Annotated in this window: 13 protein-coding genes; 7 read left to right on the forward strand and 6 right to left on the reverse strand. The window is 71.3% G+C overall.

Annotated elements, in window-relative coordinates; genetic code table 11:
* Positions 1-3: 3 nt before the first annotated feature.
* The 3 genes from BN4251_RS11235 to BN4251_RS11245 all read right to left on the reverse strand — a co-directional run bounded on the left by BN4251_RS11235 (position 4) and on the right by BN4251_RS11245 (position 2,700).
* Positions 4-906, reverse strand: a complete 903-nt coding sequence (locus BN4251_RS11235) for an aldo/keto reductase (protein ID WP_087485192.1) — start codon at positions 904-906, stop codon at positions 4-6.
* Between the two features lie 138 nt (positions 907-1,044).
* On the reverse strand, positions 1,045-1,815 hold the full coding sequence (locus BN4251_RS11240) for a TrmH family RNA methyltransferase (RefSeq protein ID WP_087486349.1): 771 nt from the start codon (positions 1,813-1,815) through the stop codon (positions 1,045-1,047).
* A 90-nt stretch (positions 1,816-1,905) separates the two neighbouring features.
* On the reverse strand, positions 1,906-2,700 hold the full coding sequence (locus tag BN4251_RS11245; RefSeq protein ID WP_087485193.1) for an ABC transporter ATP-binding protein: 795 nt from the start codon (positions 2,698-2,700) through the stop codon (positions 1,906-1,908).
* A gap of 101 nt (positions 2,701-2,801) precedes the next feature.
* Between BN4251_RS11245 and BN4251_RS11250 the strand changes: the two genes are divergently transcribed.
* The gene (locus tag BN4251_RS11250; RefSeq protein ID WP_087485194.1) at positions 2,802-4,301 is read left to right on the forward strand and encodes an RNB domain-containing ribonuclease; all 1,500 of its coding nucleotides are present in this window, start codon (positions 2,802-2,804) and stop codon (positions 4,299-4,301) included.
* Positions 4,298-5,083, forward strand: coding sequence for a hypothetical protein (locus BN4251_RS11255; RefSeq protein WP_087485195.1), 786 nt, complete (start codon positions 4,298-4,300; stop codon positions 5,081-5,083). Before BN4251_RS11250 ends, BN4251_RS11255 begins: the two co-directional genes overlap by 4 nt.
* Positions 5,084-5,110: 27 nt before the next feature.
* On the opposite strand, the gene glgA is transcribed toward BN4251_RS11255, so the two are convergent.
* Positions 5,111-6,304, reverse strand: a complete 1,194-nt coding sequence (gene glgA, locus BN4251_RS11260) for a glycogen synthase (protein WP_087485196.1) — start codon at positions 6,302-6,304, stop codon at positions 5,111-5,113.
* A gap of 109 nt (positions 6,305-6,413) precedes the next feature.
* Here glgA and glgC point away from each other — a divergent pair, with 109 nt between their 5' ends.
* Together glgC and serB are read left to right on the forward strand one after the other, a co-directional pair.
* The gene (gene glgC / locus BN4251_RS11265; protein WP_087485197.1) at positions 6,414-7,655 is read left to right on the forward strand and encodes a glucose-1-phosphate adenylyltransferase; all 1,242 of its coding nucleotides are present in this window, start codon (positions 6,414-6,416) and stop codon (positions 7,653-7,655) included.
* On the forward strand, positions 7,652-8,308 hold the full coding sequence (gene serB, locus BN4251_RS11270) for a phosphoserine phosphatase SerB (protein WP_087485198.1): 657 nt from the start codon (positions 7,652-7,654) through the stop codon (positions 8,306-8,308). The genes glgC and serB overlap by 4 nt, the downstream gene beginning before the upstream one ends.
* A 20-nt stretch (positions 8,309-8,328) precedes the next feature.
* Here serB and BN4251_RS11275 read toward each other — a convergent pair whose 3' ends face one another.
* Both BN4251_RS11275 and BN4251_RS11280 read right to left on the reverse strand, forming a co-directional pair.
* Complete coding sequence (locus BN4251_RS11275; protein ID WP_087485199.1) at positions 8,329-8,856, reverse strand: SixA phosphatase family protein; 528 nt, start codon at positions 8,854-8,856, stop codon at positions 8,329-8,331.
* A gap of 44 nt (positions 8,857-8,900) precedes the next feature.
* Entirely contained in the window at positions 8,901-9,626 is a 726-nt protein-coding gene (locus BN4251_RS11280; protein WP_087485200.1) for a beta-ketoacyl-ACP reductase, read from the reverse strand.
* Positions 9,627-9,798: 172 nt separating this feature from the next.
* On the opposite strand from BN4251_RS11280, the gene BN4251_RS18330 reads away from it, so the two are divergent.
* The 3 genes from BN4251_RS18330 to BN4251_RS11295 are packed head-to-tail and all read left to right on the forward strand — an operon-like array spanning position 9,799 to position 12,877.
* Positions 9,799-11,607 (forward strand): hypothetical protein, encoded by a 1,809-nt coding sequence (locus tag BN4251_RS18330; protein WP_087485201.1) that lies wholly within the window; start codon positions 9,799-9,801, stop codon positions 11,605-11,607.
* Positions 11,604-12,122, forward strand: coding sequence for a hypothetical protein (locus tag BN4251_RS11290; protein WP_087485202.1), 519 nt, complete (start codon positions 11,604-11,606; stop codon positions 12,120-12,122). The genes BN4251_RS18330 and BN4251_RS11290 overlap by 4 nt, the downstream gene beginning before the upstream one ends.
* Entirely contained in the window at positions 12,119-12,877 is a 759-nt protein-coding gene (locus BN4251_RS11295; RefSeq protein ID WP_245810313.1) for an SURF1 family protein, read from the forward strand. Before BN4251_RS11290 ends, BN4251_RS11295 begins: the two co-directional genes overlap by 4 nt.
* Positions 12,878-12,926 lie beyond the last annotated feature (49 nt).

The following is a 12,926-nucleotide window of genomic DNA, read 5'->3' on the forward strand; positions in this document are numbered from 1 at the left end:
GGGTCAGGCCTCGGGGATCTCCCGGCCGAAGGTCTCCAGCGTGATCGTGTCGGGATCGGGGCCGCCGCGCACGCCCGTGTCCAGGGCGTCGATCCGAGCGAGCTCCTCATCGCTCAGCGTGAAGCCGAACACGTCGGCGTTCTCCGCGATGCGCTCCGGCCGCACGGACTTCGGGATCACGGAGCGTCCCCGCTGAAGGTGCCAGCGCAGCATGACCTGCGCCGGGGTGCGCTCATGGGCCGCGGCGATCTGCCCGATCACCGGGTCGGTCAGGGTCGACCGCTCGATATCGCCGCGGTAGTGGGTGATGCCGCCGATCGGGGACCAGGCCTGGGTGAGGATGCCGTGCTCGGCGTCGGCCTCCTGCACATCGGGCTGGGAGAAATAGGGATGGACCTCGATCTGGTTGACGGCGGGGACCACCGTGGTCTCGTCGAGCAAACGCACGAGCACATCGGGCATGACGTTGGAGACGCCGATCGCGCGAACCTTCCCCTCAGCCAGGAGCGTCTCCAGCGCCTGGTACGCGCCGATCGTCCGCTCGAAGTCGCTCGTGAGCGGCTGGTGCAGCAGGAGCAGGTCGATCTGGTCGACGCCGAGCTTCCCGGCGGACTTCTCGAAGGCATGCAGCGCCTCGTCGTAGCCGTAGTCGGAGATCCACAGCTTCGTCTCGAGGAACACCTCGGAGCGGTCCAGACCCGATTCGCGCAGCGCCTGACCGACCTCGCGCTCGTTGCCGTAGGAGGCGGCGGTGTCGACGTGGCGGTAGCCGATGCGCAGCGCCTCGGAGACGGCGGCGACGGTCTCCTCTGGCGGGGTCTGGAAGACGCCGAGGCCCAGGGCTGGCATCCGGACGCCGTTGTTCAGGGTGAAGGACGGCAGGGGTTCGGTGAGATCGAGGGTCATACCGTTCACGCTAGGCGCGGTGCGCCCGGGGTGGGAGGCACTGTCAGTTCCCCCTTTCCGCGTCATGGTGAACCTCCGGGTACGAGGGTGAGCACGTCGCCGCTGACCGCGTGGAGCAGCTCCCGCGAGTCGCCGCGGTCACCGACCGAGGTGCGAGCTCATCGCCTTGCGCTGCCAGAACACGACCGCGCTCGCCGCGGCGACATTCAGGGAGTCCACTCCCCCAGCCATCGGGATGACGACATGCTCGTCGGCGGCACGGAGCGTCGCAGGCTTCAGCCCGTGCCCTTCAGCGCCGAGCACGAGGGCGACCTTCCGATCGGGTCCCAGGTCCACGACATCGAGCGCTGAGGCCCCCTCGCTCAGCGCGAGCGCGAGCACGTCGAAACCGGCTTCGTGCAGGAGACCCACGCCCGCGGCGGGCCAGGCCTCCAGGCGGGTCCACGGCACCTGGAAGACGGTGCCCATCGAGACCCGGATCGAACGGCGGTACAGCGGATCCGCGCAGTGCGGGGTCACGAGCACCGCATCCACCCCGAGCGCCGCGGCGGAGCGGAACATCGCACCCACGTTGGTATGGTCCACGATGTCCTCGAGGACCGCGACGGTGCGCGCCCCACGCAGCAGCTCCGTGACCTCCGGCAGCTGCGGGCGCTGCATCGCCGCGAGCGCGCCGCGGTGGAGGTGGAATCCGGTGAGCGTCTCGAGCAGCGACTCGGCGCCGACGTAGACCGGCACTTCCGGGAAGCGCTCGTACAGCGGCGCGAACTTCGCCAGCCACTTCTCGCTCATCAGGAAGGAGCGCGGAGCCATCCCGGCGTCCATCGCGCGGGAGATCACCTCGTAGCTCTCGGCCATGAACAGGCCGCGCTCCACCTCGACACGGGAGCGCAGGCGCACATCGGTCATGCGCAGATAGTCATCGAGCGCCGGATCCTCGAGATCGGCGGCGTCGTGCAGGCGGCGCAGCTGCCCCGCTGCGGAGTTCTCCTCCACCGATCAGTTCAGCGAGAGCGAGCGGGCGGTGAAGCGCTCCCCGCGCTGCTCGACCACCAGCGGAAGCCCGAAGGTGCGGGTGAGGTTCTGGGAGGTGAGGGTCTCACCGATCGGTCCCGCGGCGATCACGGCGCCCTCCCGCAGCAGCGCGACATGGGTGTAGCCCGGCGGGATCTCCTCGACGTGATGGGTGACCAGCACGGTCACCGGGGTCGCGGGATCCTTGGCGAGGCGGCCCAGGGTGCGCACGAGCGATTCGCGGCCACCGAGGTCAAGGCCCGCGGCGGGCTCGTCCAGCAGCAGCAGCTCGGGATCCGTCATCAGGGCGCGGGCGGCCAGCACGCGCTTGCGCTCACCGGTGGAGAGGGTGCCGAACATCCGCGGTGCGAGGTCACCGACGCCGAAGGCGGCCAGCAGGGTGCGGGCGCGCTCCAGGTCGACCTCGTCGTACTCCTCGCGCCAGCGGCCGACCACGCCGTATCCGGCGGTGACCACGACGTTCTCGGCGCTCTCCTCGACGGGGATGGTGTCGGCCAGCTCCTGGCTCGCCAGCCCGAGCAGCGGCCGCAGCTCGAAGATGTCGACCTTGCCGAGCAGCTCACCGAGGATGCCCACCTCGCCCGAGGTGGGGTGCAGGCGCGCGGCGAGCAGGCGCACCAGCGTGGACTTCCCGGCGCCGTTGGGGCCCAGCACGGCCCAGCGCTCGCCTTCTCCGATCTCGAGGGACACGCCATCGAGGATCGCGGTGCCGCTGCGGCGGACGGTGACATCGGTGAGTGAGGCTGCGAGATCGGGCATGTGCCGAGCCTATCGGTTTCCCGGCCTCGTTCCGGCCCGACGAGCCGTGGCGCCGCCCATAGACTGACCGGGATCTGCACCGCCGCTCCCAGGAGGTCCACGTGGCGCATCGGCCCGTCTCCCTGCACGCCCCGCGCGGCTCGGTCGCGGCCGACGCGATCCGGGAGGGCATCGATGCGCTCCTGGCCGATCACGACGGCGGAACACCGCTGAGCTTCCCGTCCGAGGTGCTCGCCGCCGCCGAGCGCGCCGCGGCCCGCGATCTCTCCGAGACCGAGCACATCGACCGCATCGAGGTCCCCTTCGTGACCCTCGATCCCGCGAGCTCGACCGACCTCGACCAGGCGATGCATCTCGAGCGCACCGACAGCGGCTACCGGGTGCTGTACGCGATCGCGGACGTGCCCTGGTTCGTGGCGCTGGACGGGCCGATCGATCGCGAGGCGAGGCGCCGCGGCGAGACGCTCTACCTGCCGGATCGGCGGATCCCGCTGCATCCGGAGGTGCTCTCCGAGGGCGCGGCCTCCCTGCTGCCCGAGCAGACCACCCCCGCTTTCGTGTGGGTGCTGGATCTGGACGAGGCCGGGGAGGTGCGCGGCATCGGCCTCGAGCGCTCGCTGATCCGCTCCGTCGAGAAGCTCGCCTACGACCAGGTGCAGGAGGACCTCGACCGTGGCGAGGGCCATCCCATGATGCGGCTGCTCCAGCAGATCGGGGCGCTGCGCACCGAGCTCGAGGCGCAGCGCGGCGGGGCGAGCCTGAACGTGCCCGAGCAGGAGGTCGAGGTCGAGGGCGACCTGGTGCGCCTGCGCTGGCGGCGCCCCAACCCCATCGAGGACGCGAACGCGCAGATCTCCCTGATGACGGGTATGGCCGCGGCCTCGCTGATGCTCGAGCACGGCGCCGGGATCCTCCGCACGATGCCCGCCGCGGAGCCGTCGGCCGTGGAGCGGTTCCGCCACCAGAGCCGGGCGCTCGGCGTGCCCTGGGAGGAGGGCCAGAGCTACGGGGCGTTCCTGCGCTCGCTGGACTGGCGCGAGCCCGCGCATCTGGCGCTGCTGAACCTCGCCACCTCCCTGTTCCGCGGAGCGTCCTATGCGGCGTTCTCCTCGCCGCAGGAGGTGCCGGAGGATCCGGCCCAGGCCGCGATCGCCGCGCCCTACGCCCACACCACCGCCCCGCTGCGCCGCCTGGTGGATCGCTTCGTGCTGATGGTCTGCCACGACCACGTGCGCGGCAGGCGCCCCGCTCCGGAGCTGTTGGCGGCGATGGCTCTGATCCCCGAGGCGATGCAGGAGACCGGTGCCCGGGCCGGGAACCTCGAACGGGCGGCGATCGAGCTGGTCGAGACCGCTGCTCTGGTTGCCTGGGAGGGCGAGACCTTCGAGGCCGTGGTGATCGAGCGGCGTGAGGCGAGCACGTCCAAGGACGGCAACGGCGGTGCGCCCACCCGGGTCGAGGTGCAGCTGACCGATCCGCCGGTGACGGCCTGGGTGCCGATGGACGCCGCTGCGGGCGAGCTGGTGCGGGTGCGGCTGGAGAGCGTGGATGCCGGTGCCCGGCGGGCGGCGTTCGTCCCGGCCGACGGCGGTGCCTCGTGAGCGAGGCCGCAGCGGGCAGGGAGCTGGTCGCGCTCCCCCGCGCCGCGGTGCTGATGCTGTGGACCGCCGCCTACCTGCGCGGTGATCTCGGCCCCGATGATGCCGCGCAGATGAGCTACGGCGTGGGCCGCTCCGGCGCCAGCGGCGAAGGCGAGGACCTGTTCACCTGGATGACCCAGCTGCGTCGGCTGCCGCTCGCGCAGCTGCGCCTTGTGCTCCCGGCACCGGGCCGGGTCGCGGGCCTGGTCGGTCCCCCGGCGGCGATCGGACCGGCGATCGACGCGGAGCAGGCGGTCGTGGTGACCGGCGCGGGGATCGCCGATCACACGCTGATCCCCGTCACCTCGCAGCTCGCCGACGGGAATCGCCCCGCCCACGCGGTCAGCTGGCTGAAGGTGCCTGCGCCCGTCGGCGCGCAGGTCCCGCCGCCCACCGGGGCCGGAGGTGCCCGCGAGGAGCTGCTGCATGCGCTGCGCCGAGCGGCGGAGGGCTCGGTCGAGCTGGACCTGGTGCCCGAGGAGCCGGTCGAGCCCGCACGGATCCCGCCCACCTGGATCTCCACCGCGCTGCCGCGGCATCTCGAGGCCTCCTCCGCGCACCTGCTGGTGCTCGCTTCACGCACCCTGCTGCTGACCCGCGGCGAGATCGAGGAGGGACACGGGCACACGGTGCACCTGGCCGAGGCGCTCGCGCGCCGCGGCCTGCTGGACGAGCTGCACGACGCGGCGCGCGGCGCGCTGGTCGAGGTGGTCGACGCGATCGTCACCGCCGAGACGGGCTGAGCGCGGCCGGGCCGAGCCCGAGTGGCCTCAGGAGGACTGGGAGAGCACCGTCCGGTAGACGTCCAGGGTGCGCTCGGCGATCGAGGTCCAGGCGAAGTGCTCGGCCGCCCGTCGGCGCGAGGCCTCGCCCATCTGCGCGGCCCGCTGCGGATCCGAGACCATCCGCACCAGCGCATCGCGCGTGTCCGCGATGAACTTCTCCGGATCCACCGGCGTGCCGGTGCCGTCGCTGACCTGCTCCAGCGGCACCAGGTAGCCGGTCTCCCCGTCGGCCACGACCTCGGGGATGCCGCCGGTGGCGGAGGCGACCACGGGGGTGCCGCAGGCCATCGCCTCGAGGTTCACGATCCCCAGCGGCTCATAGATGCTCGGGCACGCGAAGGTGGTGGCGTGGGTGAGGATCTGGGTGAGCTCATGGCGCGGCAGCATCTCGGTGATCAGGTGCACGGTGCCGCGCGTCGTCGACAGCTCTTGGACCAGCGAGTTCACCTCCTGCGCGATCTCGGGGGTGTCCGGTGCGCCGGCGCACAGCACCACCTGGTACTCAGGCGGCAGCTCGCGCACCGCGCGCAGGAAGTAGGGCAGGCCCTTCTGCCGGGTGATGCGGCCGACGAACACGATCGTGGGCGCTTCGGGGTCGATGCCGCGGGAGGTGAGGGCGGAGGTCTCCGGGTTCGGGGCCCACTCGTCGATGTCGATGCCGTTGTGGACCACGTGGACCTTGGCCGGATCGACCGAGGGGTAGGCCCGCAGGATGTCCTCGCGCATCCCAGCCGAGACGGCGATGACGCCAGCCGCTCCCTCGTAGGCGGTGCGCTCGGCGAAGGAGCTGACCGCGTAGCCGCCGCCGAGCTGCTCGGCCTTCCAGGGCCGCAGCGGCTCGAGGGAGTGGGCCGAGAGTACGTGCGGGGCGCCGTGCAGGAGCGAGCCGATGTGGCCGGCGAAGTTCGCGTACCAGGTGTGGGAGTGCAGCAGGTCCGCGCCCTCGCAGTCCGCGGCCATCAGCAGGTCGGTGCCCAGGGTGCTGAGCGCCGCGTTGACGCCCGAGAGCTCCGACGGGGTCGAGTACGCGAAGGTGCCGGGCTCCTCGCGCTCTGCGCCGAAGGCCCGCACCCGCACGTCGATGTGGGGGCGCAGCACCTTGGTCAGCTCGGCCACGTGCACGCCCGCGCCGCCGTAGACCTCCGGCGGGTACTCCCTCGTCAGCAGATCGACACGCATGTGGGGTTCCTTCTCCTTCGGGGCGGGTGCGTCCGGGGCCGTCGCGGACGCCGGGTCCGAATGGCCGCACGCCGCGTGATGGGTGCCACGTCTGGACTATCCTCGCATCATGTCGTCCAAAAAGGTGCTCGCCATCGTTCTCGCCGGCGGTGAGGGGAAGCGGCTGATGCCTCTGACCCTCGACCGGGCTAAGCCCGCGGTCCCGTTCGGCGGTATCTACCGCCTGATCGACTTCGCACTGTCGAACATCGTCAACTCCGGCTACCTGCGCGTGGTGGTGCTGACCCAGTACAAGTCGCACTCCTTGGACAAGCACATCGCCCAGACGTGGCGGATGAGCTCGCTGCTGGGCAACTACGTCGCGCCGGTGCCCGCGCAGCAGCGCATGGGCAAGCACTGGTTCCGCGGCTCGGCCGATGCGATCGCGCAGTCGCTGAACCTGATCCACGACGAGAAGCCCGAGTACGTGGTGGTCGTCGGCGCCGACAACATCTACCGCATGGACTTCTCCCAGATGCTCGATGCGCACATCGCCTCCGGCAAGTCCTGCACGGTCGCCGCGATCCGCCAGCCGATCGAGCTCTCGGACCAGTTCGGCGTGATCGAGACGGATCCTGCCGACCCCACCACCATCAAGGCCTTTGTCGAGAAGCCGACGCAGACCGAGGGCCTGGCCGACGACCCGGACTCGATCCTCGCCTCGATGGGCAACTACATCTTCACCGCCGACGCGCTGGTCGAGGCGGTCACCCGCGATGCGGAGGACGACTCCTCCAAGCACGACATGGGCGGCGACATCGTGCCCTCCTTCGTCGCCGAGGGCGATGCGGCGGTCTACGACTTCATCCACAACGACGTGCCCGGCTCGACCGATCGCGACCGCGACTACTGGCGGGACGTCGGCACGCTCGACGCCTTCTACGAGGCGCACATGGATCTGATCTCGATCCACCCCGTGTTCAACCTGTACAACGACGAATGGCCCACCTTCACCGGGCACCGCAACACCCCGCCGGCGAAGTTCGTCCACGCCGGGCCGGGCCGTGTGGGCTCGGCGGTGGACTCGGTGATCTCCCCCGGCGTGGTGATCTCCGGCGCGCAGGTCTCGAGCTCCGTCCTCTCCCCCGGGGTGCGGGTGAACTCCTGGTCGAACGTCTCGGACTCGGTGCTGATGGACGACGTGACCGTGGGGCGCCACTGCCAGATCCATCGCGCGATCATCGACAAGGGCGTGCTGGTGCCGCCGCGCACCCAGATCGGCCTGGATCCCGAGAAGGACCGCGCACGCGGCTGGGTGGTGACCGAATCCGGCATCACCGTGCTGGGCAAGGGCACGGTGATCGCTCCGTGATCGGCCTGCTGGTCTCAGATGTCGACTCCACGTTCCTGACCCAGGAGGTCATCGAGCTCGTCGCCGAGCACGCGGGCGTGCGCGAGCGGGTCGAGGAGATCACCACCGCCGCGATGCGCGGCGAGCTGGACTTCTCGCAGTCGTTGCGGGCTCGCGTGGCGCTGCTGGAGGGGCTGGACGAGTCGGTGCTCGGAAGCGTCCGGGAGATCCTGGAGCCGACGCCCGGCGCGCTCGAGCTGGTGCGGCGTGCGAAGCAGGAGGGCTGGGTGACGGCGCTGGTCTCCGGTGGCTTCCACGAGGTGATCGACGAGCTCGCCGCTGAGGCGGGCATCGACCATGTGCGTGCCAACCGCTTCGAGATCATCGACGGCCGTTTCACCGGAAAGGTCCTCGGACCGATCGTCGACGGCGTCGCCAAGCGCGAGGCCCTCGAGGAGTTCGCGGAGCTGCACGGCGTGCCGCGCGAGCGGATCGTCGCGATGGGCGATGGGGCCAACGACCGCGAGATGCTGATCGCTGCGGGCACGGGCATCGCCTTCCGGGCGAAGCCCGCGCTGCGCGAGGTGGCCGACGTGGTGCTGGACGGCGAGTCCCTGTGGGACGCCTGGCCCCATCTCGAGGCGGCCGCCGGGAAGGTCGCGCCAACGCGCTGAGAGCGTCGGCGCGACCGCGCTCAGGGGCGGACGATGGTGTGGAGGGTCAGCGACTCCTCCCGCAGGTCCTCCCAGCTGCCGAGGCTGCCCGAGAGCACCGCCACGCCACCGGTGGGCATGCCGATCCGTGCCTGGGCGACGGAGCCGGCGTCGGAGTCGTCGTCCGCGAGCGCTGAGGTGAGGGACGAGATGGTCGGCTCGTGGCCCACCACCAGCACCACCGGGAGCCGGCCCTCGACGCCGTGCACCAGCGACAGCACCTCGGCCGTGCCGCCGGTGTAGATCTCCTCGTGGAAGGAGACCTCGCCGTCGAAGGACGGCATGCTCGAGGCCACCGCCTCCCAGGTCTGCGTGGTCCGCTGGGAATCCGAGACCAGCACTCGGGCGACCTGCACGTTCTGCGCTGCGAGGTACTCCCCCACCAGCTTCGCCTGGGTCAGGCCCTTCTCGGCCAGGGTGCGGTCGTGATCCGGCTGGCCGGATCCGCTCTCCGCCTTGCCGTGGCGCATGAGCAGCAGCAGGCGACTGTCAGGGTCGGAGGATGACATGGGGGTGCGTTCACGCCTTACGAGATCGATGGTGAGGGCTGGGTTCAGTGTCCCATGCCGAGGCCGCCGTCGACCGGGATCACGGCACCGGAGATGTAGGCCGCGTCGTCGCTCGCGAGGAAGGCGACGGCCTTGGCGACCTCGGCAGGATCCGCGAAGCGACCGGCCGGGATGGCCTTGCGGTACGAGGCCTGGAGATCCTCGGAGAGGGCCTGGGTCATCTCGGTGTCGATGTAGCCGGGGGCCACCACGTTCGCGGTGATGCCGCGGGAGCCGAGCTCACGGGTGAGGGCGCGCGCGATCCCGATCAGCCCGGACTTCGAGGCGGCGTAGTTGACCTGACCGGGCGAGCCGTACAGCCCCACCACGGAGCTGATCAGCACGATGCGGCCCTTCTTCTTGCGCATCATCGACTTGATCACGCGCTTGACGGTGCGGAAGGAGCCGGTGAGGTTGGTGTCGAGCACCTTCTCGAAGGAGTCGTCCCCCATCCGCAGCAGCAGCTGGTCATCGGTGATGCCGGCGTTGGCGACGAGCACCTCGATCGGGCCGTGGGCGTCCTCGACCGCCTTGATCGCGGCGTCCAGGCTCTCCCCGTCGGTGACATCCGCGGCGACGGTCAGCGCACCCTCGGGGCCGCCCTCGCCGGAGCGGCTCGTCACGGCCACCTTGTCACCGCGGCGGAGGAACTCCTCGGCGATCGAGCGGCCGATGCCTCGGTTCCCTCCGGTGATCAGGACACTGCGCGGCTCGGTGATGGCGTCGGACATACGGACTCCTGGATGACGGTTCGGGGTGGGCGGATGATGCCACGGAGGACGGTGTCGCACGGCGCGGGCGCATGCCCGGGCGTGTGCGCGTGCTCTACGATACGGGGCGAGAGAGTGTCGGGGTCCATGGGGGGAGCCCGTCCACGCACATCGCCCCGGAAGGTGCTACCCGATGGCTTATCGCTTCAATCCTCCGCCGAACTGGCCGATCGACGATGCCAACTGGAGCCCCCCGCCCGGGTGGCAGCCGGATCCGTCGTGGGGCCCGGCCCCTGAGGGCTGGAACTTCTGGATCGCGACCGACGAGGTGCCGGCAGCGCAGCCGGCTGAGCCCGCGCAGGATGACGCCACCCACCTCGCCGCGACCGGTGAGCAGCACCACGAGCAGGATGACGCCACGCATGTCGCCGCGACCGGTGAGGAGCCGCTCGCCGCTGAGGAGCCGCTCGCCGCCGAGCAGCCCGGCGCGGATGCTGGTGCACAGTCCGTTGCAGAGCCTGTCACCGAGGACGCGGCCCCCGCCGCAGAGCAGGCCGAGCCGCAGATCTCCGGTCAGTACGGTGCGATGAACCCCTACGGGGCGGCCCCCGAGCAGGACGCGGAGCAGCAGCCGTCGGAGGCGCCGTCGGCCCCCGGTGTCGAGGACGACGCCACCCATGTCGCAGACTCCCAGGAGCGCGAGGGCGCCGCGGAGACGGCCGAGTACGCGGGCCCGGACCTCGAGGCCGGACTGGCGCAGCAGACGCCCTACGAGACAGGTGAGCCGGACGCTCCCGCGCAGGAGGCTCCGGAGCAGTCCGACGCGTCGCAGGACGCCGGATTCGGCGCCGCCGGTGTCGCCGCAGCAGGTGGCGTGGCAGCAGGTGGCGTGGCAGCAGGTGGCGCTGCAGGCGCTGCCGCCGCGGCAGGAGGACAGCAGGAGGCTGCCGCACCGGACTACGGCCAGGCCGCTCAGGCCCCGGGCTACGGCGAGGCGCCCTCGGCGCCCGAATACGGTCAGCAGTCCCCGGCACAGGGGTATGGCCAGCAGTCGCCCGCGCAGGGTTACGGCCAGCAGTCGCCCGCGCAGGGATACGGCCAGCAGTCCCCGGCGCAGGGTTACGGCCAGGCCTCCCCCACGCAGGCTTATGGGCAGCAGTCCCCGGCACAGGGCTATGGCCAGCAGTCTCCGGCGCAGGGTTACGGTCAGCAGTCGCCCGCGCAGGGTTACGGCCAGGGCTCGGCCTCCGACTATCCCGCCCCCGGCTACGGCCAGCAGAGCCCGGGCATGGACACCGGCTCCGAATGGACCGCATCGACCGGCGCCGGCGAGCCCCCGAAGAAGGGCATCATCGCGCGCTTCTGGTGGGTGGGCTGCCTGCTCGTGCTGCTGCTGGTGCTCGCGCTGATCGCCGTCGGCGGCATCGTGCTGCTGAACAGCGGCGGCGACGACGAGGCCGGCGGGGAGCAGAGCACCTCCCAGGAGGAGACCACCTCGGAAGAGGAGGTCACCGACGAGGAGACCACCGAGGAGGAGGCGACCGAGGAGGAGCCCGAGGCGGATATGCCCACGGACGTCTCCACCATCGATCCGGAGGCGGAGAAGGACGCGCTCAGCATCGTGGGCATGGACGGCTCCGGCACCATCGCGCTGACGATGGAATGGGTGCCCGCGAGCGAGCTCGAGTCGAGCTCCGGCGGCACCGTGGACGAGCCCGAGAACGGGGAGGAGTACCTCGTGGTGACCGCCAAGCAGGTCGTCGTCGAGGGCGAGATGAGCTTCAACCCGGCGCAGTTCGACGTCGTCACCCCCTACGGCGGCGAGGTCGGTCCGGCGACCGCGACCTACGGCCTGAAGGGCTCCGGCACCGGCGGCCCGCTCGATTACTCCGAGGGCGAGGAGCACACCTACAAGATCCTCTTCGACGTGCGCCGTGCGGGGGACCTGACCCTCAACTACACCACCTACACCGACGACTACACCTGGGACATCCCTGCGTGACCCAGGGCCAGCGCTTCAACCCTCCGCCGAACTGGCCGGAGCCGCCCCATGAGGGGTGGCTCCCGCCGGCGGACTTCCGACCCCCGGCGACCTGGGGGCGGATCCCGTCCGGGTGGAGGCTGTGGCTGACGGGACGTCCCGGAAGCCGCGGTGAGGCGCCGCTGCAGGACTCCGAGGACGTCCCGGCCAGCGGCGCCCGCCCGCGCGAGCGGGTGGAGCAGTACCCCGTCGAGGTGCTGAACCCCGGGATGTGGGCCGAGAACCATCTCCAGGCCGAGGACTACGGCTTCCCGCCCGCCACGCAGCGCACGTCCCGGCCGCGCCTGCGGCTCGCGGTGACGATCACCGTGACCGTGCTCGGCTTCGTGCTCGCGGCGCTGACCGCGATCATGTTCGTGCTGCTGGTCGACTTCGCGGTCGAGGATCTGCCCGGGATGGTCGAGGGCGCCGCCGGGCACCTCTCCGCCGCCGTCTCCCCCTCCGAGGCGGCGACCGCCGCGCCGGTCACGGAATGACGGGACGATCCGCACGCCGGGAGATCCTGCTCAGCCGAGAGACCCTGCTGGGTCTGGTCGCGGTGCTGGTGCTGGCCGGGGTCTGCGTGCTGCTGGGGCTGTGGCAGTACGGGCGCTACGAGGACCGACGGGACGAGGCCGCCGTGGTCAGCACCAACTACGAGGCCGAGCCCGTCGCGCTCGAGGAGATCCTGCCCGAGGAGGGACAGCCGCTCCCCGCCGAGCACGCCTGGGCCCCGGTGAGCCTGCACGGCAGCTACTGCGCCGAGGACGACTGCGTGCTCTATGTGCGCAACCGTCAGCTCTCCGGCGAGGTCGGCTTCTGGCAGCTGGTGCCCTTCCGCACCGAGGACGGCACCACCCTGCTGGTGGTGCGCGGATGGGTGCCGCAGGCTGCCGGGGAGTCGGCACCGGCCGATCCCGCCGCGGTGCCGACCGGGGAGCTGTCATTGACCGTGCGGATGCGTCCCGCCGAGCCGGTGCTGGACCGCGAACCGCCCCCGGGGCAGACCCATTCGGTCAACCCCGGCCAGTCCGCCGGGCTGATGGGGATCGAGCAGACGGGGCTGGTCGCCCAGGCCTACGGTGAGCTGGTCGCCGAGGAGCCCGCCGCCGAGCGGCCCCAGGCGCTCCCCTCCCCCGACACCTCCCTGAGCGGCCCCAGGCGCTCCCCTCCCCCGACACCTCCCTGGGCCCCCACCTCTCCTACGCCTTCCAGTGGTGGATCTTCGCGCTGTTCTTCCCCGCCGCCCTGATCTACCGCACCCGGCAGCTATTCAAGGAGGCCGCCGAGGACGAGGAGCC

Source organism: Brachybacterium massiliense, from assembly GCF_900184245.1.
Taxonomy (GTDB): Bacteria; Actinomycetota; Actinomycetes; order Actinomycetales; family Dermabacteraceae; genus Brachybacterium; species Brachybacterium massiliense.

Coding starts and splice junctions, on each gene's coding strand:
- BN4251_RS18330 (WP_087485201.1), top strand. CDS start 9,799: ATGGCTTATCGCTTCAATCCTCCGCCGAACTGGCCGATCGACGATGCC.
- BN4251_RS11245 (WP_087485193.1), bottom strand. CDS start 2,700: ATGCCCGATCTCGCAGCCTCACTCACCGATGTCACCGTCCGCCGCAGC.
- BN4251_RS11280 (WP_087485200.1), bottom strand. CDS start 9,626: ATGTCCGACGCCATCACCGAGCCGCGCAGTGTCCTGATCACCGGAGGG.
- BN4251_RS11240 (WP_087486349.1), bottom strand. CDS start 1,815: ATGACCGATGTGCGCCTGCGCTCCCGTGTCGAGGTGGAGCGCGGCCTG.
- BN4251_RS11295 (WP_245810313.1), top strand. CDS start 12,119: ATGACGGGACGATCCGCACGCCGGGAGATCCTGCTCAGCCGAGAGACC.
- BN4251_RS11235 (WP_087485192.1), bottom strand. CDS start 906: ATGACCCTCGATCTCACCGAACCCCTGCCGTCCTTCACCCTGAACAAC.
- glgA (WP_087485196.1), bottom strand. CDS start 6,304: ATGCGTGTCGATCTGCTGACGAGGGAGTACCCGCCGGAGGTCTACGGC.
- glgC (WP_087485197.1), top strand. CDS start 6,414: ATGTCGTCCAAAAAGGTGCTCGCCATCGTTCTCGCCGGCGGTGAGGGG.
- BN4251_RS11275 (WP_087485199.1), bottom strand. CDS start 8,856: ATGTCATCCTCCGACCCTGACAGTCGCCTGCTGCTGCTCATGCGCCAC.